This is a genomic window from Myxococcales bacterium (assembly GCA_016712525.1).
Taxonomy (GTDB): Bacteria; Myxococcota_A; Polyangia; order Polyangiales; family Polyangiaceae; genus JAAFHV01.
In genome coordinates, this window is sequence record JADJQX010000007.1 from 2855327 (window position 1) to 2875113 (window position 19787).

At 69.8% G+C, this 19787-nt stretch carries 14 protein-coding genes and 1 riboswitch; of the genes, 9 read left to right on the forward strand and 5 right to left on the reverse strand.

Features of this window, described 5'->3' with window-relative positions; genetic code table 11:
- Positions 1 to 2: 2 nt before the first annotated feature.
- On the reverse strand, positions 3 to 1196 hold the full coding sequence (locus IPK71_29080; GenBank protein MBK8217800.1) for a hypothetical protein: 1194 nt from the start codon (positions 1194 to 1196) through the stop codon (positions 3 to 5).
- A 209-nt stretch (positions 1197 to 1405) separates the two neighbouring features.
- Here IPK71_29080 and IPK71_29085 point away from each other — a divergent pair, with 209 nt between their 5' ends.
- The 8 genes from IPK71_29085 to IPK71_29120 all read left to right on the forward strand — a co-directional run bounded on the left by IPK71_29085 (position 1406) and on the right by IPK71_29120 (position 12968).
- Entirely contained in the window at positions 1406 to 2137 is a 732-nt protein-coding gene (locus IPK71_29085) for a prepilin-type N-terminal cleavage/methylation domain-containing protein (GenBank protein MBK8217801.1), read from the forward strand.
- 11 nt (positions 2138 to 2148) lie between these two features.
- Entirely contained in the window at positions 2149 to 2799 is a 651-nt protein-coding gene (locus IPK71_29090) for a prepilin-type N-terminal cleavage/methylation domain-containing protein (GenBank protein ID MBK8217802.1), read from the forward strand.
- A complete protein-coding gene (locus tag IPK71_29095) occupies positions 2796 to 4208 on the forward strand; it encodes a type II secretion system protein (GenBank protein ID MBK8217803.1) in 1413 nt (470 codons plus the stop codon). Before IPK71_29090 ends, IPK71_29095 begins: the two co-directional genes overlap by 4 nt.
- Before the next feature lie 71 nt (positions 4209 to 4279).
- The gene (locus IPK71_29100) at positions 4280 to 4861 is read left to right on the forward strand and encodes a hypothetical protein (protein ID MBK8217804.1); all 582 of its coding nucleotides are present in this window, start codon (positions 4280 to 4282) and stop codon (positions 4859 to 4861) included.
- 25 nt (positions 4862 to 4886) lie between these two features.
- Complete coding sequence (locus IPK71_29105) at positions 4887 to 9311, forward strand: hypothetical protein (GenBank protein ID MBK8217805.1); 4425 nt, start codon at positions 4887 to 4889, stop codon at positions 9309 to 9311.
- 6 nt (positions 9312 to 9317) lie between these two features.
- Complete coding sequence (locus tag IPK71_29110) at positions 9318 to 9863, forward strand: hypothetical protein (protein MBK8217806.1); 546 nt, start codon at positions 9318 to 9320, stop codon at positions 9861 to 9863.
- Between the two features lie 155 nt (positions 9864 to 10018).
- A riboswitch (cobalamin riboswitch) is annotated at positions 10019 to 10144 on the forward strand.
- A 65-nt stretch (positions 10145 to 10209) separates the two neighbouring features.
- Positions 10210 to 11358 carry a hypothetical protein gene (locus IPK71_29115; protein MBK8217807.1) on the forward strand — a complete coding sequence of 383 codons (1149 nt, stop codon included), beginning with the start codon at positions 10210 to 10212 and terminating at the stop codon, positions 11356 to 11358.
- A gap of 29 nt (positions 11359 to 11387) precedes the next feature.
- Positions 11388 to 12968, forward strand: a complete 1581-nt coding sequence (locus IPK71_29120; protein ID MBK8217808.1) for an oligosaccharide flippase family protein — start codon at positions 11388 to 11390, stop codon at positions 12966 to 12968.
- A 22-nt stretch (positions 12969 to 12990) separates the two neighbouring features.
- Here IPK71_29120 and IPK71_29125 read toward each other — a convergent pair whose 3' ends face one another.
- Positions 12991 to 14148 carry a cyclic nucleotide-binding domain-containing protein gene (locus IPK71_29125; protein ID MBK8217809.1) on the reverse strand — a complete coding sequence of 386 codons (1158 nt, stop codon included), beginning with the start codon at positions 14146 to 14148 and terminating at the stop codon, positions 12991 to 12993.
- A gap of 15 nt (positions 14149 to 14163) precedes the next feature.
- A complete protein-coding gene (locus tag IPK71_29130) occupies positions 14164 to 15870 on the reverse strand; it encodes a GMC family oxidoreductase (GenBank protein ID MBK8217810.1) in 1707 nt (568 codons plus the stop codon).
- Positions 15871 to 15997: 127 nt separating this feature from the next.
- Here IPK71_29130 and IPK71_29135 point away from each other — a divergent pair, with 127 nt between their 5' ends.
- The gene (locus IPK71_29135; protein MBK8217811.1) at positions 15998 to 16939 is read left to right on the forward strand and encodes a TerB family tellurite resistance protein; all 942 of its coding nucleotides are present in this window, start codon (positions 15998 to 16000) and stop codon (positions 16937 to 16939) included.
- Between the two features lie 66 nt (positions 16940 to 17005).
- Here IPK71_29135 and IPK71_29140 read toward each other — a convergent pair whose 3' ends face one another.
- On the reverse strand, positions 17006 to 18175 hold the full coding sequence (locus IPK71_29140) for an ester cyclase (GenBank protein MBK8217812.1): 1170 nt from the start codon (positions 18173 to 18175) through the stop codon (positions 17006 to 17008).
- A 155-nt stretch (positions 18176 to 18330) separates the two neighbouring features.
- Positions 18331 to 19614, reverse strand: a complete 1284-nt coding sequence (gene murA, locus IPK71_29145) for a UDP-N-acetylglucosamine 1-carboxyvinyltransferase (GenBank protein ID MBK8217813.1) — start codon at positions 19612 to 19614, stop codon at positions 18331 to 18333.
- Positions 19615 to 19787 lie beyond the last annotated feature (173 nt).

The window sequence follows — 19787 nt, forward strand, 5'->3', positions numbered from 1 at the left end:
GGCTACTTTTTGGCCGAGGCCGAAGGTGCCGCCGACGGAGCGACCGCCGGGACCGCGTCGATGACGGCCTTCACCTTGGCGATGGCGTCTTCTTTCGTGACGCGCGCGCCCTGCTGTTTGTCGGCGCCCGCGGCCTTGAGCAGGTACTCCTCGTCTCCCACGCCGACGAGCGCGGAGCCCTTCCTCGCGACGAGCACCTCGATCTTGGGGCCGCCACCCTCACCCGGATTCACGACGTGCACGGCCTCGTCGCCGACGCCCGACACGGGGATCGAGCCAGGGCGACCCTTCAAGGTCTTGAGGATGTCTTTGGCCTGGGCTTCGTCGCCGGGCGCCATGGCGATCGTGCGCCAGCGCTTGTCCCCGTTTTTGTAGAAGCCGACGGCCGTCGCGCCGACGTTCTTCCAACCGAACGGCTCCTTCGGGAAGAACTGCACGCCGTTCGGGATGAGGTCCGCGGCGGGCAGGAGGCGCGCGCTCGGGGGCTTGCCGGCCTCCTCGGGGAGCTTCGCGGCGATCGCCTTGCCGATGGCGGAGAGGGCCGCGTCGCTCGAGGCCTTGAGCTGCGCCGGGGTCTCGCGATCGTTGTTGTACTGGAGCTCCACGAGGGCGTTGCCTCGCCACACGTAGGCGCGACCCGTGCCGATGGCGCCCGCGCCGCCGGTCTGCGCGCCCTTCGGGGCGACCTCGAGCACACGCGGGGTCGACGGATCGGCGGGATCTCCCGCGACGAGGCGCATCGTGTAGAGACCGAACGCGCCCGCCACGTCCGCGAACTGCGAGAGCACCACGTCGACCGTGGCGCCCTTTCCGCCCCCGTCGACGTACCGGAACGAGACGACGCGCTTCAGGCCATAGCGCTTGTACACCTCGCACTCGCCGTCGAACGCGGTCGTGCAGACCTCGTCCATCGAGTACTTGCCCTTCTCGCCGTAGGTGCGCGTCTCGCCCTGGGGATCGACGCAGTACGAGCCTTCGGTGCGCGGGAAGAACGCGGCAGTCACGGGGTCTTTGACCTCGCCGCCGCCGGACGTGCACGCCGACGCCGCGGGCGAAGCCGACCCCGACTCGAGCGGGGTCGCCGAGGGGAGCTGCGGGGGAGCGTCGCCCTTGGGCGGGTCCTTCGAGCACGCGAGCGAGAGGGAGGCCGCGAAGGCGAGAGTGAGACCGGGAAGCATGGCGCGTCGTGCGATCATGCGCCCCCTTTAGCCGAAGACCCCGAGACCGGAAAAAACCACGGGCGGCCCCTTCGCCGATTTCGGTGGTCCGCGACGGGGACCACGCACATATTTCATAGACAATCCCCGGGATTGACCTCCTTGCGGGGTAGGCAGGCTGCCTACATCGTAAAAATGTGGTGCTGGGAAGGTGCGCTCCAGGTACGGCCCTTGCTACGCTTCCAACGGTGCAACCGCTCTTCCCGAACCGCCGCCGTTCTCGCCGCTCCGAGCGAGGCCTCACGCTCATCGAGCTGATGGTCGTGGTGGTGATCATCGCCATCTTGGCCGTCATCGCGCTGCCGGGCCTGCTCGGCAACACGAAGGACCTCGCCGTCTACCAGGCCGCGCAACGCGTGGCGGAGCTCGTTCAGGGCGGGCGATCACGAGCCCTCGCCACCGGGTCGGCGCACGCGATCGTGTTCTCGACGAACGGCGCGGGCACGTTGGGCACGCTGCCGGGCAAGTTCGCGGTCCAGCAGGGCGTGCGCGAGATCCCCGCGGTGGCTCCGGCAGGTCCCACGCGCGTGCCGGTGAGCTCGTGCCGCACGGCGGGGGCGTTCGCCATGAACGTGGCCGCGACCACGCCGACCAGCACCGTGGTGGCGCCCATGGTGAGCCCCGTGAACGAGACCCTCGTGTTCGCGAACGACGAGCGCCTCATCGACTACAACATCCGCGTCACCACCATCACCGGCGTCGAGGCCGGCACGGCGGGCGTCGGCGGCGAGATGTGGGTCTGCTACACGCCCACGGGCCGCGCGTACATCGCGAGCAGCGCGGGCGGGCTCCCGGCCTCCCAGCCTTTGCTCTCGCCGGTCATGATCAACATCCAGCGCTTCGACGGAGCGACCCCGGCGGGCCTCGTTCGTAGCGTCGTCATCACCCCTGGCAGCGCTCCGCGCATCTTCTCCCGATGAAGCTCCACCGCATGTCTCACCGTTCGAGGTCGCGCGGCTACACCGCCATCGAGGTGCTCGTCGCGCTCACCCTGTTCGCCGTCGGCACGGCGGGCGTGCTGAGCCTCCAGCGTGCGTCGATCGTCGGCTCGTCCGACGCGCGTCGCAACGACGTGGCCACGGCCGTGGGCGCCGAGTGGATCGAGCGCCTCCGCCAGGACTCGCTCGCGTGGACGCTCCCGAGCTCCCAGAACTCGGCGGTCTCGAACCACGCCACCGCCACGAAGCTCCTCGGCGTCGTCGTCGATGGGCCTGCGGGCACGTCCGACGCGGGCGCCGACACCCCGTGGGTGACCGCCGCGCTCCCGGGTGATGCCACGACGCTCCTCGACCGCGGCTCGCCCGCGTACGACCTCGTGGGGCGCCCCCTGCAGATGGGAGAGGTCGCGACCGAAGGCTCGTTCTGCGTGCAGTACCGCCTCCAGTGGGTCGTCTCGCAGAACCTCGGCGCGGTCAACTTCCAGGCCGGCTTGATGCGCGCCGAAGTGCGTGTGCTCTACATGGCCTCGGGCGGCCGCATCGGCTGCACCGCCGGCACCGGCGACCCGACGGTCCCTGCCGGTTTCCCCAATGGTTTCCGTTCGATCCACTTTACGACCATGCTGAGGTCGAACCCCACATGACGCCCCTCCGAACGTCGTCCTCGGCGCGGCGCGCGCGGCCCCGGAGCCGCGGCTTCACGCTCATCGAGCTGCTCGTGTCGCTCGTGGCCGGGCTCATCGTCGCCCTCGCGGTGGTCTCGCTCTCGAAGAGCGTGGCCAACCAATTCTACGACGAGGTCCGCGCCAACGCCGCCGAGACGAGCATCCGCCTCGCGGGCCAGCGCCTCCGCGCCGACATCTCGCGCGCCGGGCTCATGACGACGGGCAACATCGTCGCCGATCCGCGCGCCTCGCGCACGCCCGCGGGCAACGCGGCCAAGGGCAACGCGAACCTCCAGCAGCTCTCGGGCATCCGCATCGTCACCGGGGGCAGCCTCGTCCCGCCGACGGGCCTCGGCCTCACCGGCGGCGCGCCCGTCCCCGGCGATCTCACGACGCTCTCGGGGGTGCAGAACCCTCCGCTCAACCCCGACTCGTTCGCCATCTACGGCAACCTCACGAGCGGCGACGAGTACTTCGGGAGCGTCGACCCGAGCGCGCCCGGCGGGTGCGGCGGCAAGGCCGTTCGCCTGAACCTCGACGACCCGTCCCTCCTCCGCATCTTGCGCGACCCCGCGGGCGTCTTCTTGCCGGCCGCGCAGGCTCAGGCGGCGCTCACGCAGGTGTTCGTGCCCATCGCCGGGTCGACGTTCTACGCCCGAGTGACCGACACGAAGGGCTACTACCACTACGCGACCACCTGCGCCGCGAACCCGGTCACGTGGGACGGCGTCACCGCGTACGTGTACCTCCAGAACGCCAACGCCACGCTCACCTCCATGGAGACGGGCTCGCAGTTCGGTGGGGTCGACGGCTTCGAGACGATCAGCGTGTCGCCCATCCAGGGCGCCTACTGGTTCGTGGGGCGAGTTCTCACGGGTGGCATCCACTCGGCGGCGGCGCGCGCCCTCTACGAGAACAACGCGAACGCCGCCCTCTCGGCCGCGAAGTTCGACCTTTATCGCGCGTGGATCGACGCCAGCGGCACGATCCTCAACGACAGCGCGGAGGTCGTCGCCGAGTACGCCGTCGACCTGAAGCTCGGCTTCACGGTGGACGATCCGACGCAGCTCGACACGTCGGTCACCAAGATGAAAGTCCTCGGGTTCGGCTCGGCCATCGCCGACCGCAACGAGTACGCGAACCGCGACCTGACCGTGGCCGCCGCGGCCGCCGTTCGGGGAACCATCGGCCCGCACCGCATCCGCTCGGTGCGCTACCGCCTCGCGACCCGCACGGCCATGGCGGACCGTGACACCGCCCTGCCGCCTCCTCCCGGGAGCGACTTTCTCTACCGATACCGCGTGCACCCCGCGAACCCGCTCTTCGCCCGCGCCCGTGTCACGCAGGGCGAGGTCGCGCTCGTGAACCAGGCAAGGATGGGATACTAATGCGAAATCACTCACGAATTCGCGGACCCATGGTCGAGCGGGCGCGCCGTCGCCGGCGGTCGCGGGGCGCCGTGGTGTTCATCGTCGCCTCCACCCTCGCGCTCCTCGCGCTCATGGGCGTCTACGCCATCAGCGGGTCGGCGGCCGAGGTGCGATCGAGCGGTTACGTGCGCCAGGCCGCGCAGGCCCACTACCTGTCGGAGTACGCGATGGCCGCCACGGCGAGCTACGTGAACGCGACGAACGCCGACTTCATCGTGAGCTCGAGGTTGCTCGGCGCCGCGACGGGCCCGTTCCCCCCCACCCACGACTGCGTGTCGGTCCCGACCTACACGACCCCCTCGAACCTGTCGCGCGCGTGCGTCCGCTTCAACCAAGAAGACTTCGAGCGCACCTACGCCGGCCGCCCGCTCCTCACGGACAAGAGCCTCGGGCTCCCGGGCAAGAGCCTCATGCAGGGGCGCGTCTTCGCCGAGTTCTCGAACCCGACGCTCACGCAGCCGCCGCCCGGGTTCGATCTCGCCCTCGGTCTCGCGTTCGCGCGCGTGACCGTCACCACCGGCGGCGACGTTCGCCCTGCCGGAAACGATGGCGCGAGGACCCTCGAGATGGGTCGCGCCCGCATGATCGTCGGACCGGTTCGCCGGAACTAGTCGCACAATGAGCGAGGTCTCTTCCATGGTGAGTCGTCTCTCCGCAGCCCCTGTCCCCCGCCCCCGCGCCCGAACGCGGAGCCGTGCGTCCGTCGTCTCGAGCGGCCTCGCGCTGCTCGCGGCCGGCGTCGCGGCGTTCGTGCCCTGCCGAGCCTCGGCGCAGGGCAAGTCGCCGTTCCAAGCGCCGCCTCCGAACGTGCTCCTCCTCGTCGACACCTCGGGGTCGATGGAGCGCATGCCGGACGGGTCGCTCCCCGTGTGCACACCGGGTGTGGCCGGAGGGAGCCCGAACCGCTGGGCCTCGGTCATGCAGGGGCTCACGGGCTCGGTGCAGCCATTTTATAGCTGCGGCGTCATGCGGCGCGACGGCACCCCGGCAGGGCCGGGCGAGATGGATCGCTCCGCGTTCTTGAACGCGTACTGGAAGACCTCGCTCCACGGGACGCTCGACCCCGCGGCCATCTACGACGACGGCTACGGCATCCCGCACCACGTCCCGCTCGCCGGTAGCACGGCCGACAGCGACGTGTGCGGCGTGTTCGCCAACGGGGCCGCGGGCGCGCTGCCCGCGTGGGGTGGGCGCCTCTTCGATCGAAAGCGCCTCGCGAGCTACCCGTGGACCGCGGGCAGCTACAACTTCCCGAACGGCCACGCCGTGGAGTTCGGGAGGGTCCACACGACCGGCAGCTCCGGGGACGACGACGACGACGGCGCGGGCGGCAAGTGCGTCTTCCACCAGTCCGACGACGGACAGATCGACGTGGCCGCCAGGTTCGCGCGCTTCGGCCTGATGACGTTCGACAACGATCCGAGCGCTGGCACGGGCGAGTACATGTCGGGCGCCCCCGCCACGACGCTCTCGGGCTTGACGGGGTCGACCAACTACAACGGCGGCGGCTGGACGTTCCTCTTCAGCAACCCGAGCGGGGCGACGGGCGGCGCGTTCTGGACGAACGAGAACAACATCTTCCCGCTCGCGGGCCGCATCCCGGGTTGCGCCGATCTCTTGCCGATGGCCGTCGGCGCCAGGAACGAGCATGCCCCGTCGTGGGAGGGACCGTTCATCGGGTTCCCGGGTCCGACCATCACGCAGTCCGAGCTCGTGACGCACAACACGGACGTGCAGGCCGCGATCGTGGCGGCACGCCCGTACGGCGGCACGCCCACCGCAGGCCTCATGGCCGCGGCCTACGACTACCTCCTTCGTAAGTCGACGGGCAACGCGAGCTCGGGCTACCCCCGGGACGACGCATACGTGACGGGCGGCTGCCGCGAGCAGTACGCGATCTTGCTCTCCGACGGCGCCCCCAACCTCGACCTTCGCACCCAGGAGCTCTGCAGCCAGGGCGCCGGCCACGCCATGCAGTCCGAGGCGACCGAGCTCGCCGGCGGCACGCGGTGCCCGTTCTTCCGCCCCGAGCGCACGGCGAAGCGCATGCGTGAGGCCGGCAACCTCACCGGGTCGATGAAGCCGGTCACCACGTTCGTCGTGGGGTTCGCGGTCGGTCACGACGGCACCCCTTCGGGCGTCGCGAACGAGGGCTTCCCCGGGGCGTACGCGGGCCCGAAGCGCTGCGCCGACTGGCGCGCCTTGAGCGCCACGCCAGCGGACTTCGAGAACGCGTGCAAATCGCAGAAGGACACGATCGCGGGCAACCCGGCCACTGCGGCGGGCCTCGCCCAGTGGGAGACCACCACGGCCCGCGCGTGCTGCGAGCTCAACGACATCGCGATGGCGGGAAGCGACGGCACCCGAGGCGCCTACTTCGCCGAGACCCAGACCGACCTCGTCTCCGTGTTCGCCGACATCCTCGGCTCGATCTCGTCCCAATCGGCGACGCGCTCGATCCCCGCCTACTCCACGCCGACCACCATCGGAACGGGCGCGACGGCCGTCACGCAGAGCTCGATGTTCGTTTCGTCGTTCGTGGCCGACGCGGCCGGCGCTTCGAACGGCACGGCCTCGGCCAACATCTGGCGGGGGCAGATCGAGCGCCGCCGCTCGACGTGCGCCTCGGGCACGCTCACGCCCGACGCGGCCATCAGCCAGGCCGCGGGCGACGACTACCTCCACAATCTCCAGCAAAACCTCGATCGCCAGCGCTATTTCTTCACGGCGCTCCCCTCGAATATCAGCGGCCACGTCGATGGCAACGAGTCCATTCGCCCGTACGCATCGACGGTGAACGACGGCGTGCTCCAGGTGGGTGGCTACGAGACCATGCTGACGAAGGCCGCCGTGGCCGACAACACCGCGTTCCGCACGGCGCTGGGCGGCATCTCGAACAACGACGTCAAAGAGGTGTTCGACGTCGACAAGAACACCTGCAAAGAGACGCGCCTCCCGACCGGCGTGAAGCTCTCGAAGATCTCGGACGAGACCAAGTGCGCGCGTGTGCTTTGGGGCTTCACCACGGCGGCCTCCCCGACCGACCTGCCCGACACGAGCGACGGCGTGACCGGCGCCTACGCCGTGCGTTGCCCGATCGGGAGCGGCAAGGGCCAGTCGACCGACCCGAAGGTGTGCCAGCCGCTCGGCGCGGTCATCCACTCCACGCCCGCGATCGCGTCGGCCCCCAGCGCGCTCCTCCGCGACGAGGGGTACCGTAAGTTCGCGGAATACTTCAAAGATCGCCGACAGACGCTCTACGTCGAGACGACCGACGGCCTCCTCCACGCGTTCGACGTGAACTACCCCGGGCGCGGCGCTTCGTCGACCACGAGCGAGCTCTGGGCGTTCGCCCCGCCGGCCGTGCTCGCGGACTACCAGTCGAACTTCCCCGGCGGTCAGCAGAACCTGATGGACACCTCGCCCGTGGTGAAGGACGTCGTGTTCGAGCGCGCTGCCGGTGGTGTCGGCGCCGACACCGCGTGGCACTCCGTGCTGATCGCGGGCGCCGGCAAGGACGGCTACTTCGCGCTCGACGTGAGCGCCGACGGCCAGATCACGAACCCGAGCGACTACGTCGCGGTGACGAACGGCAACAAGGCCTCGCTCGCGTCGGCCCTCCGCCCCGGCGCCGGGAGGCCGGTCGGCCCCCACTTCCTCTGGCAGCTCACCTCGACCGAGGAGGCCGGCGGCGGCGAGAAGGGCAAGAAGAAGAAGGGCAAGAAGCACAAGAACAAGCGCGGAAAGGACAGCTTCACCCTCTTCGGGGACCGCGTCGGCACGCCTGCCATCACGACGCTCTACATCAACGACCCCGCGAACCCGACGGGCGACGGTCAACCTCGCGAGGTCGGCGTGGCGATCCTCCCGGGCGGCATCGACGACGACGTGCCTTCGCCGGCTCCGGCCCCGAGCTGCAACCGCCGCTCGACCGAGGCCCCCTTCTCGGCCGCGCCCCCGTTCGGCGGCGCCGAGGCCGTGATGAACCCGCGCAGCACCGTGCGACGCTGGGCCGACGACTGCGACGACGCCGTGAGCGGACGCAGCGTGACCATCGTGCGCCTCGACACGGGCGAGGTCATTCGCCACTTCGCCCGCGCCAACGCGAGCGACAACGACGTGCCGAAGCGCATCCTCGACCGAGGCGTGTGCCCGGCGAACGGCACCGGCTCGGGCGCCTGCCGCGTCATCAACAGCCCGTTCGACGCGCCGATCACGGGCACGCCCGTGGTGTTCCCGAACGACCCGGGCAGCGTGGCGCAGAAGGTGTTCATCGGCGACGCCGACGGCACGGTCTACCGCCTCGACCTCTCGAACTCGAACCCGACCAAGTGGACGGCCGACCTCTTCCTCGACACGCGCGGCCCGGGGCTCGGTCCCTTCACGGGGGACAAGCCCATCGTCGTGACGCCGGTCGTGTCGCTGAACGAGAAGGGCTCGCTCGTCGTCAACGTGGCGAACGGCGATCAAGAAGAGCTCGGCTCGGCCACGGTGAACGATCACCATGTGGTCTGGTCGGTCACCGAGGTGGCCGGCGCCACGCGCTCGGTCCCGCAGCTCAACTGGTACCTCCAGATGAACAGCGGCGAGCGAGTCACGGGGCCCATGGCGGTGTTCGACAAGGCGCTCTACTTCGCGACGTACCGGCCGAACAGCACCGCGAACGTGTGCGCCCCCGGCGAGTCACGCCTCTACGGCGTCGACTTCATGAAGCCGGAGCTCGGGGACGTCACGAAGGGCGGCGCGTTCCGCATGCCCGCCATGCCCAACCCGGTCCAGTTCGTGGTCGACTCGGACCCGGCGGTGGCCGAGAAGCTCCTCCCGGGCGTCACCGTCCGCGCGAGCCAAGCGTGTGCCACCGACCAAACCTCGTACGACTACTTCGGTGGCGGCCCGCGCAACACGCCGAACGTCACGAGCCCCGTGTCGTACTCGCTCGTGGCCAACGTGTCGGCGCCCGATACGGGCCCCGGCAAGAACTCGGTCAAGCAGATCAAGAAGGACCTTGCCCTCCCGGTGACGCAGACCGTGGTCGATGCGTGGGCGTCGGTGGTCGAGTAGGACACGATGACCACGACCTCGCATCGTTCGACGAGGCACGCGGCCCGGCGGTTCGCCGTCGTCGCCGTGTGCACCCTCGGGGTGGGCTCGGGCTCGCTCGGCTGCAAAAAGACCGAACCGCCTCCGCCCCCCCCGGCTCCGTCGGCTCCACCGAAGCCCGTCGATCACGTCGCCCCGGGCGAGCTCCTCGAGGGCACCGAGTCGGCGTTCGGCCTCGTGCTCCCGCGCGACACTCAGGTCACGGGCCGCCTCACCCGGCAGACGACGGGCGAAATCTACGCTCCCCCCGAGAACGTCGCCAACTACGTGCGGGCCCGCGTCGGTGACGGAAAGATCACCATGGGCACCACCACGACCACGTTCTCGAGCGTGCGCCCCAAGGCCGACCCGACACGCGTGATCGACGTGCGCGTCGAGCGAACACGCAGCGGCTCACGCCTCGATGTCATGGAAGTCGTGGTCACGAGCGAGCCGCCTCCGCCCACGAAAGAGGGCGCCTTGAAGAAGGCCGGTCTCCAAGCGAACGGCCGCCCCGACCCCCAAATGCAGTGACGTTTCTTCGGACGGCGACGCGTCCGGCACGTTCCTTCGGGGGCCTGCCCTTGCGCGCGCGGGCCCTTCGGACTATCCCGAGCCTCGTCACGTGACTCGGCGTCAGCGGAGCGCGTGATGTGTGACGTCGTGCGGCACGGGCTTGTCCGGGTCGCATGGGAAGCCGGTGAGAGTCCGGCGCGGCACCCGCCACGGTATCCGGGGACGAACCCGAGCAAATCCACCGAGCCTCACCGCTCGGGAAGGGCTCGGGGGAGGACGATCCGGGAGCCCGGAGACCGGACGTCCCACCCACCCGGGCCGCTTCGCGGCTCCCCATGCGGGAATGCGTGGGAGGGTCAAACCATTGAAAACGTTCTATTTTTTAGTGTCGGCCGGGGCGCTCTCGGTCGGTCTCTCGGCGTGTGGCTCGGCGTCCGATCCTGCTCCGCCGACGTGCACCCAGGCTCATGACGTGGTGGTCGCGACGAGTGATTACGCGTCGAGCGGCGTGACGGCGCTCCGGCTCTCGGACGGCAAACGGGAGAGCCGCTTCGGCGTGGACCTCGGGAAAGATCCGGCCCTCGCCGTGTCACGGGGTCGGCTCTTCTTGCTCGCGCGCGATCAGGACCTCGCCTTCGAGCTCGACCCTACGTGTGGCGCGCCGATCGCGAAGATCGGCCTGCACGACGAGGGCGCGAGCGGCGTGCAGAACCCTCAGGATCTCGCGGTCGATTCGGCGGGGCGCATGTGGGTGCCTCGGTTCAACGACGGCACGTTGCTCGTGCTCGAGGGCGGCGCGCGCACGACCGTGCCGCTCGGCGCCTACGACGAGGACGGGAACCCTCAGCCCGCGTCGGTGCGAATCGTTCGGACCTCCCGAGGAGAGCGCGCGTTCGTCTCGCTCGAGCGGCTCGATCGTGACCTCGTCTCACGGAGGGCTTCGGCGGTGCTCGAGCTCGACACGGCCACACGAGCGCCCGTACGCGCGCACCCCCTCCTCGGGAAAAACCCCTTCGGAGCCATGGTGGAGCACGAAGGCGGGCTCTACCTGGCCGAGCCGGGAAACTTCGACGCGGACGACGAGCCCGACGCCGGCGTCGAGCGGTTCGACCCCGAGACGGGGGCGTCACGCATGGTCCTCGGGGAGCGAGAGCTCGGAGGGAGCGTGGCCGAGCTCGCGTTCGCGGGGCCATGCCTCGTCGCGATCGTGGCCGACCCGAAGAAAGACGTGAACGCCACGAGCCTCGTGCTCGCCGACACGCGGGGCACGCCGCGCGTGACCGCCCGAGGCGACACGACGCTTCGCACCTCGGGCTACGACCTCCAGGGCCTCTTCGTGCGCGGCGACACGCTCTTCGTCGGGGATCGACGCGCGCGCGGCGACGGGACCTACGAGGTGCACGGGTTTCGGATCACCGACACGTGCACGCTCACCCGGGACACGAGCCTCCCCCCGCTCTCGTTGCCTCAGAAGCCCGTCGCGCTGCGGTCGGTCCTGCAAAATACTCGGTAGAGGGCCCCCTTCCCTGGTAAGCGGGGCGCATGTCGGAGAGCCCCCGGGTCGAGAGCGTCGAGAAGCCGGCCGATGGCGCCGAGGTGCGGCGCGCCGGCCGCGGGGGCATGTTCGTGCTCGCCGCGAAGGTGTTCTTCCAGCTCGTGGGGCTCGTGCAGCAGGCGCTCCTCCCGCGGGCCATCGGGCTCGCCGGCTACGGGGGTTTCTCTCGCGTGTTCGCGCCGTCGAGCGTGGTCTCGAACGTGATCGTGTTCGGGTTCACGCAAGGGGTGAGCCGCACCGTGGCAGGCGCGGGCGAGAAGGACCGCGAGGCGTTCCGTGCGGCGTACCGCGTCCACCTCGTCACGGGGATCGTCGTGGCCGCGGGGTTTCTCGCGGCCTCGCCCGCGATCGCGTGGTTCCAGCACGCGCCGTACATCTTGGTGCCGCTCATGGTGATGGCGGCGCTGGTCGCCGTGTACGGGGCGTACGCGCCGCTCGTGGGCTACTTGAACGGCAAGGGCGAGTTCGCCAAACAAGCCACGCTCGACATGACCGCGGCCACGCTTCGCACGGCGGGCCTCGTGGGGCTAGGCTACCTCTTTCGCGCCAAGTGGGAGAACGGCGTGCTCGGCTCGGCCATCGGCGCCGTGCTCGCGGGCGTCGCCGTCATGTTGCTGGCGCTGCGGTGGACGGGAACGGGCACGGCTCCCACGGCCGACGATCCCCGCGTGCCGAAGGCGAAGCCTTACCTCCTCGGGCTCGTGCCGGTCATGCTGGCCCAGCTCTTCACGAGCGCCCTCATGCAGGCCGACATCTCGGTGCTCGGGCACTACCTGTCGAAGGGCGCCGCGGCGGTGATCACCGACGGGCCGGAGAAGGTGGCCGACGAGTGGGTCGGTGTCTACCGCGCATGCCAGCTCTTCGCGTTCTTGCCGTACCAGCTCCTCTTCAGCGTGACCCAGATCCTCTTCCCGATGCTCGCGAAGGCCCACACCGAGGGCGATCGCGAGGCCGTACGGCGCCTCGTGTCGCGCGGGAGCCGGCTCGGCTCGATCGTGCTCGGGCTCTTCGCGTCGGTGGTCATCACGTTGCCTCCGTCGCTGCTCGCGTTCGTCTACGGAAAGGACGTCGCGGCTCGGGGCGCCGACGCGCTCCGCGTGCTCGCGCTCGGTCAAACGGCGTTCGCCATGTTGGGCCTCGCCACGACGGTGCTCGTGAGCCTCGGCCGCGAGCGCAAGGCGATGGCCCTCACGGCGACGGCGCTCACGCTCACGCTCGCGGCCACGGCGCTCGCCACGGGCGGCGCGGCGTTCGGAGGCGCGCAGCTCGTCGCGGCGGCCACGGCGGCGTCGGTCTCGCTCGGGACGACCGTGGTGTTCGGAGCGTGGCTCGTGCACCGCGAGGCCAAAGCCTTCGTGCCGGGGAAGACCGCCCTGCGGGTGTTCGGTGCCCTCGCCGCGCTCGCCGTCGCCGGGCGCTTCGTGCCGCCTCTCGGCAAGGGGCTCACGGTGGTCGCCGCCGTGGCGGTCGCGTTCGTCTACCTCGGCGCGCTCACCCTCACGGGGGAGCTCGGGCGCGACGATCTCGCCGTGCTGAAGGGCGTGCTAGGCCGCGGCAAGAAGGCCTGAGAGCGTCGATAACCCCTCGGATCTACGGGAGATTTATCCCGAGGATGAAGAACACGAACGCGCCCGCGACGAGGTGCGAGAGCGTGACCCCGAGCACGTGCGGACGCTTCGCGAACATGATGCCCCACACGACGCCGGGCACGAACATGGCCGCCGCGAAGAAGAACGACATGTGCAGGTGGTTCACCGAGAAGAGCAGCGCGGCCACCAAGATGGCCCTCGCGTGGGCGTACTTGCCGCGCAAGAAGAGCCAGAGGCCGCTCTGGAGCGCGCCCCTCACGATGATCTCTTGGGCGACGCACGACACGGCGTAAATCGCGAGCAGGCGCACGACGTGAGGCTCTTGGAGGCGCACGAGCACGTCGGTGCGCTCGAAGAGAGGGTACCCCTTCCACGGCGCGTGGAGCGCGAGCGCGATGGCCTTGGCGCCCGTCGCGATGGCGAGGAGGAGCGGCGTCACCACGAAGAACAAACCGAGGGAGCCGAAGAGGTTCGAAAGGCCGAGGCCGAAGGACGAGAGGGGCTTGCCCGTGCGGCGGATGAACCGCACGCCGCCGTAGGCAAAGAGCGCGATGAGCGGGAGAGACAGGTACGAGCTCGACCCGGGAAGGTTCGGTTTCACGTCGGGCAGGGCGGCGAGCAGCACGGCGTACCCGGCGAGCAGGACGAGCGCGTCCACCACGAAGAGCCCGAGCGCGGCGCGCTCCTTCGCCTCGGCGAGATCGGCCTTGGACATGGCGCGGAGGCGCGCGGCCATGACCTTCACCATCGACGCGACGAGCTCGTCGTGGACGCGAGAGAAGGCGCGCGCCTCGGGAGTGTCGCCTCGCACGAGATCGCCCCCGGGGCAGAGCCTCGTGTACGGCACCACCCAGACGCGGCAGGGGCCCTCGGCCGTGACCGTGGCCGTCGTCGGGAGCCCGTCGAAGATCGACATCTCGCCGAGCACCTCACCTTCGCCCACGTGGGCGACCTCGTGAGGGTCGTCGTCGTCCTCGTGTTTGCGTGATACACGCATCTTCCCCTCGGCGAGCACGAAGAGCTCCGCGGTGGGCGTGCCCTCCGAGAGCAGCACTTCGCCGTCGGTCAGGTCGCGCAGCGTGAGCACGTGCCCGAGCCGCTCGCGCGACGCCGACGTCATGCCACGAAAGAGCGGGATCTCCTCGAAAAGAATCGGCATTTCGCCAAGCGTTCTCTACTCGGCCGCGTCGTGCTCTTGCAGGCTCGGCGAGCCGAGAAGCTTCGCGCGCTCCTCGACGGCCGCGATGCGCTTCGCGGTCCACGCAGGGTCGATGCCCGGGCGGAGCTCGCAGCCCTCTTTCACCGGCACCTGGCTCATCGCGTGCTCGGAGATGGCCGTGATCGTGAGGCTCGGGTTCACGCCGAGGTTCGCCGGGATCATGGAGCCGTCGCAGACGAAGAGGCCGGGGTGCCCGAAGACCTCGTTCTTCTCGTCGATCACGGCCACGTCGGGCGAGGGGCCGATGGGCGCGCCGCCGAGGATGTGCGCCGTCGTGGGCACGTCGAAGAGCACCTCGGGGATGGACGAGTACGCGATGCCGCCCTTGAGGCTCCCCGCGAACACACGCGCGACCTCGTTGCCGAGGGGGATGTACGTCGGGTTCGGGGCGCCCGTACCGCGGTCGGTGTCGAACGCGCGGCGAAAGAGGCGCGTCCATTTTCGTTTCATGGTGAGCGAGATCGAGTTGTCGAGCGTCTGCATGACGAGGAGGAAAATGCCGCGCTTCGCCTTGCCGAACGGCCAGAGCGATCGAAGGAACGTGAGGGGCTGGGTGAGCACGTTCTTCAGGTACTTCAGCGGACGAGGCAGGCCGGGGCCGCCGTCGGTGAGGAGCGTGGCGAGGGGCGCGAGGGCGTCGGAGCCTTCGCTGTAGCGCACGACCTCGACGTGGGTGTGCTCGTCGGGGTGGAACGACGTGGTGATGGCGATGCCCTTCGAGTACGACACCGAGCGATCCTCGGTGGTGACGCCCAAGATCGCCTCGCTGTTCGTGCGAACGGCCTGGCCGAGCCGCTCCGACACGTTCGGGAGCGAGCCGCGCTCCTTGCATTCCATGAGGAGCTTCACCGTGCCGAGCACGCCCGCCGAGAGCACCACGTTCTTCGCGCGGGTGACCTTGCGCTTCTTCGCGAACCACGCGCCGCTCTCCTCGTGGGTGACGGCGTAGCCACCGCCCGGGAGCGCGCGCACGTCGACCACGGTGCGCATCGGCTCGACGACGGCGCCGAGCTTCTCTGCAAAGTACAGGTAGTTTTTGTCGAGGGTGTTCTTCGCCCCGTGGCGGCACCCGACCATGCACCCGCCGCAGAGCGTGCAGGGCGTACGCGCGGGGCCCGCGCCGTCGAAGTACGGATCTTTGGGCTTCGTGTCGCCGTCGCCGAAGTAGACGGCCACGGGCGTGCGCACGTACGTGGCCTCGCGGTTCATCTTCTTGGCGATGCTCTTGAGGAGCACGTCGGGCTCCCCCTCGAAGGTGTTCTGGGTGACACCCAGCATGTACTGCGCCATGCGGTAGTGCGGGAGGAGCGCGGCCTTCCAGTCTTTCATGCCGGCCCACTGGGGAGCCTCGAAGAAGGCGTCGGGCGGGATGTAGAGCGTGTTCGCGTACACGAGCGAGCCACCGCCGACCCCCGCGCCCGAGAGCACGAACACGTCGCTCAAGAAGGACAGGCGCAAGATACCGAAGCACTTCGCCGCCGGAATCCACAACGATTTCTGGAGGTTCCAGTTCGTCTTGGGGAAGTCTTTCGGGGCGAAGCGGGCGCCGCGCTCGAGCACGTGCACCGAGTAGCCCTTTTCGGCGAGGCGGAGCGCCGACACGCTCCCACCGAACCCGGACCCCACGACGAGGAAGTCGACGTCGAAGCTCTCTGCCATCACCCCGAAGCATAGTCCAAAAGCGCGCCGGCACCGCGTGGTCGACCGAGCTCGGCCGCGCGAAGAGCGAGCTCGGCCGCTCCGCCGATGCCGAGCTACCGCGCAGTCCCGTTCGCGGTACGCTCACGCGATGGAGCTGCCCTTCGCGATCTCGAACGAGGAGGCATACGCGAGCCTCAGCGCGATGGCCACGTGTGCGCGCGCCGACGGTGAGCTCTCGGCGATCGAAGAGGACACGCTGCGGGTCGCGGCGAAGGTGCTCGGCGTGAGCGGCGATCCCGACCGCCTCGAGGACATCCCGGTCGACGAGCTCGCGCGTGTGTTCCCCGAGCCCGCGCGCCGCGAGCGCGTGGTGCAGGCGATGATCCTCATGGCGCTCATGGACGGAGACGTCACGCAGGCCGAGGTCGCGCTCGCGCGGAGGTACGCGTCGGAGCTCGGGGTGGACGAGCCTCGTGTCGCGAACCTGGGGCACGTGGCCGAGGGGCGCCTCCGCACGTTGTGGCTCGATCTCGCGCGGCGCTCGTTCGCGCGGCCCATCTTCGAGCGCACGCTCCGGGAGAAGGGCCCCATGGGGGTCTGGAAGATCGTCGGCCCGATGGTGGGGCTCGCGCAAGATCCCACGCTCGCGCGGAAGTACATCGCGCTCGGCGAGCTGCCCGAGGGCACGTTCGGTCGCGCCTATTTTCGCTTCATCGTCGAGAACGAGCTCGGCTTCCCGGGCGAGGGCATCGTCGCCGAGGAGGGCGTGTGGCACGACCTCGCGCACGTGCTCGCGGGCTACGACACGACGCCGCACGGCGAGGTGAGCGTCGTGTCGTTCATCGCCGGCACGGCGCGCGAAGATCCTTTTTTTTGGCTCTTCTCGATCGCGCTCCAGTTTCACCTCGCGATCCGCGTCTCGCCGTACTCCGAGGGCGCGACGGGGCACTTTCTCCCCGAGGTCGTGGCCCCGGCGCTGCTTCGTGGGCTCCGCGTGACGAAGGATCTCTCGCGCGCGTGGGACCCGTTCCCCCACTTTGCGCGCCCGCTGAGCGACGTCCAGGCCGAGCTCGGCGTTCCGCCTCCTTGAGACGAAATGGCGCGAGGGCCACCGCGGAAGGATCCGACGGCGGCCCTCGGGCTCAGTCGCGCTTCGTCACTTCTTGGGCGCGGGCTTCGCGGGAGCGGCGGGCTTCGCGGGAGCGGCGGGCTTCGCGGGAGCGGCGGGCTTCGCGGGGGCGGCGGGCTTCGCGGGAGCCGGGGGCTTCAGCTGCATGCGCATCTCGAGGTCGTTGCCGTACGTGACGGCCTTCGCGACCTTGTGGTCCTTCGTCAGCTCGTAGACGGTGACCTCGTGGATGGTGACGGCCTTCTTCGTGGGCTTGTCTCCGAAGAGGGTGCCGGTGTTGGTGCCGGCGTAGGTGCCCTCTTCGACGACGACGTTGCCGTGGCCCCACGCGTGCGTCGTGGCCATCTTTGCGTCGGGGAAGCCGGTCGAGAGCGCCTTGAAGTACTTGAGGACCGCGGGCTTGCCCTTCGACGGCTCGGGCATGGTCACGTCGTCCCAGGTGATGTCGTCGGTGAAGAACGCGCCGTAGGCCTTCTCGTCCTTCGACTCGAGCGACCGGTTCAGCTTCTCGACGGCGGCGACGTTCGCCTCTTCGTCTTCTTTGGTGCCCGCGGCGACCACGTCGGCCTTGGCGGGGAGCGCCGGGACGCCGCGGTTCTTCTCTTTCGAGGCGCCGACCTGCGGACCGATGACGGACGGGTTCCAGTAGACGTGGCTCTCCTTGATGGCGCCGTCCTCGGTGTACCAGTCGACGCTGATGCCGACCCAACCGACGGGCTTCTCGGTGGCCTTGATGCCCATGAACTCGCCTGTGTGCGTCGCGTTCATGACCCACTCGGTGACGACGACGTCGCCCTTCGTGACGACACGCGAGGCGCCCATCTTGAGCTTGCCGAACGTGGCGAAGAACTCGGTCATCGACTTCTCGATCGCCGCGCGACCCGTCGTGTCGGGGGCGCCGGCCATCTTCATGACGGCGTTCTCCGCGTAGAGCGCGGCGACCTTCTTCGCGTCGGCTGCAGCGAAGCCCTCGGCCATCGTCTGGCCCGAGGCGGCCTGGAGCTCGGCGAGCGTCTTCTTGGGCGCGGGCGGGGGCGGCGGGGGCTCCGGCGGCGGGGGCGGCGGGGGCGGCGCCGACACGGGCGGGGGCGGCGGCGGCTGAGGCGGCGGCAGATCCTCCCCGCAACCGACGGTACCGAGAACGAACGTGGCCGCGAGCAACGCGGCGATGGACGAGACACGAGCATTCACACGCATGGTCGATAACCCTCCGAGCATGCCCCGGACCCACGTGGCCGGAAGGCATGCCGAGGGTTTTCCGATTGGCGGCAGAGGTCAAGCGCGAAAGGCACCTACATGAGCGCACATCTTGCACCGGAGCCTGACGGGGTGGCGGCCTCGGCCGCGGAGACTCAGCCTTCCGCGCCCTTGACCCGCTGCACGTCCGCGCCCAAAGCCCCGAGCTTCTGCTCGAGGTGCTCGTAGCCGCGGTCGAGGTGATAAACACGCCGCACCTCGGTCTCGTCCTCGGCGACGAGGCCGGCCACGACGAGGGAGGCGCTCGCGCGGAGATCCGTGGCCATCACGCTCGCGCCGTAGAGACGCGAGACGCCCTGCACGACGGCCGTGTTGCCACGGAGGGCGATGCTCGCGCCCATGCGCTGGAGCTCGGGCACGTGCATGAAGCGGTTCTCGAAGATGGTCTCCGAGATCACGCTCTCGCCCTTGGCGATGCACATGAGCACCATGAACTGCGCCTGCATGTCCGTGGGAAATCCGGGGTGCGGCGCCGTGGTGACGTTGACCGGCCGGAGGTCGCCCGTACGCTTCACGCGGATGTCGCGGCCCTCGCTCGTGACCTGCACCCCGGCCATGCGCATCTTCAGCGTGAGGGCCTCGAGGTCGTCCCACTCGGCGCCTTCGAGCACCACGTCGCTGCCCTCGAGCATGGCCGCGGCGACCATGTAGGTGCCGGCCTCGATGCGATCGGGGATGACCGCGTGATCGAACGGGTGGAGCTCGCCCGGCTCGGCGCCGACGATCTCGATGACGTCGGTGCCCGCCCCGGAGACGTGCGCGCCCATTTTGTTGAGGATGCGGCCGAGCTCCTCGACCTCGGGCTCGCGCGCGGCGTTGACGAGCACGGTCTTCCCCTTGGCGAGGGCCGCGGCCATCATGATGTTCTCGGTGCCCGTGACGGTCTGCACGTCGAACACGACCTCGGCGCCGCGCAGCCGCCCGCCCGCCGGGCCCTCGGCGATGACGTAGCCGCGGTCGAGGCGAATGGTCGCGCCCATGGCCTCGAGGGCCTTCAGGTGCTGATCGATGGGCCGCGCCCCGATCGCGCAGCCGCCGGGGAGCGAGACCTTGGCGCGCCCGAACCGCGCGAGCAGCGGGCCGAGCACCATGACGCTCGCGCGCATCTGCTTCACGAGCTCGTACGGGGCCTCGGGGCGCACGTCGCTCCCGGCGGTGACGTTGACCTCGGGCGACTCGACCGTGACGCCGCGCCCCATGAACCGGAGCAGCGCCGCCGTCGTGTCGATGTCACGGAGCTTCGGGACGTTCCGGAGCTTGCTCGCGCCATCGGACAGGAGCGTCGCGCAGAGGATGGGCAGGGCCGCGTTCTTCGCGCCGCTCACCCGCACCCGGCCGACGAGCGGCTTCTGGCTCCCACGCACTCGAATCGCGTCCATCCTTCGCTTTTGGCACACCTTGCCGAAAAAAAGAACGCGTCTCGGCAGGCGCGCCGAAACCGAGCCACGTGCCGCGCGTAGTCCCGTGACGAGGCCCGCCGTCCCCGAGTCACTCCTCCTCTGCGATATCGCGCGGCGGGCCTCGGCCTTTTCCTCGGAGGGGCGCGCGGCGA

Excerpts from the sequence above, each read along its gene's own strand:
- IPK71_29080 (MBK8217800.1), bottom strand. The coding sequence starts at position 1,196 with ATGATCGCACGACGCGCCATGCTTCCCGGTCTCACTCTCGCCTTCGCG.
- IPK71_29090 (MBK8217802.1), top strand. The coding sequence starts at position 2,149 with ATGTCTCACCGTTCGAGGTCGCGCGGCTACACCGCCATCGAGGTGCTC.
- IPK71_29095 (MBK8217803.1), top strand. The coding sequence starts at position 2,796 with ATGACGCCCCTCCGAACGTCGTCCTCGGCGCGGCGCGCGCGGCCCCGG.
- IPK71_29105 (MBK8217805.1), top strand. The coding sequence starts at position 4,887 with ATGGTGAGTCGTCTCTCCGCAGCCCCTGTCCCCCGCCCCCGCGCCCGA.
- IPK71_29110 (MBK8217806.1), top strand. The coding sequence starts at position 9,318 with ATGACCACGACCTCGCATCGTTCGACGAGGCACGCGGCCCGGCGGTTC.
- IPK71_29120 (MBK8217808.1), top strand. The coding sequence starts at position 11,388 with ATGTCGGAGAGCCCCCGGGTCGAGAGCGTCGAGAAGCCGGCCGATGGC.
- IPK71_29125 (MBK8217809.1), bottom strand. The coding sequence starts at position 14,148 with ATGCCGATTCTTTTCGAGGAGATCCCGCTCTTTCGTGGCATGACGTCG.
- IPK71_29135 (MBK8217811.1), top strand. The coding sequence starts at position 15,998 with ATGGAGCTGCCCTTCGCGATCTCGAACGAGGAGGCATACGCGAGCCTC.
- IPK71_29140 (MBK8217812.1), bottom strand. The coding sequence starts at position 18,175 with ATGCGTGTGAATGCTCGTGTCTCGTCCATCGCCGCGTTGCTCGCGGCC.
- murA (MBK8217813.1), bottom strand. The coding sequence starts at position 19,614 with ATGGACGCGATTCGAGTGCGTGGGAGCCAGAAGCCGCTCGTCGGCCGG.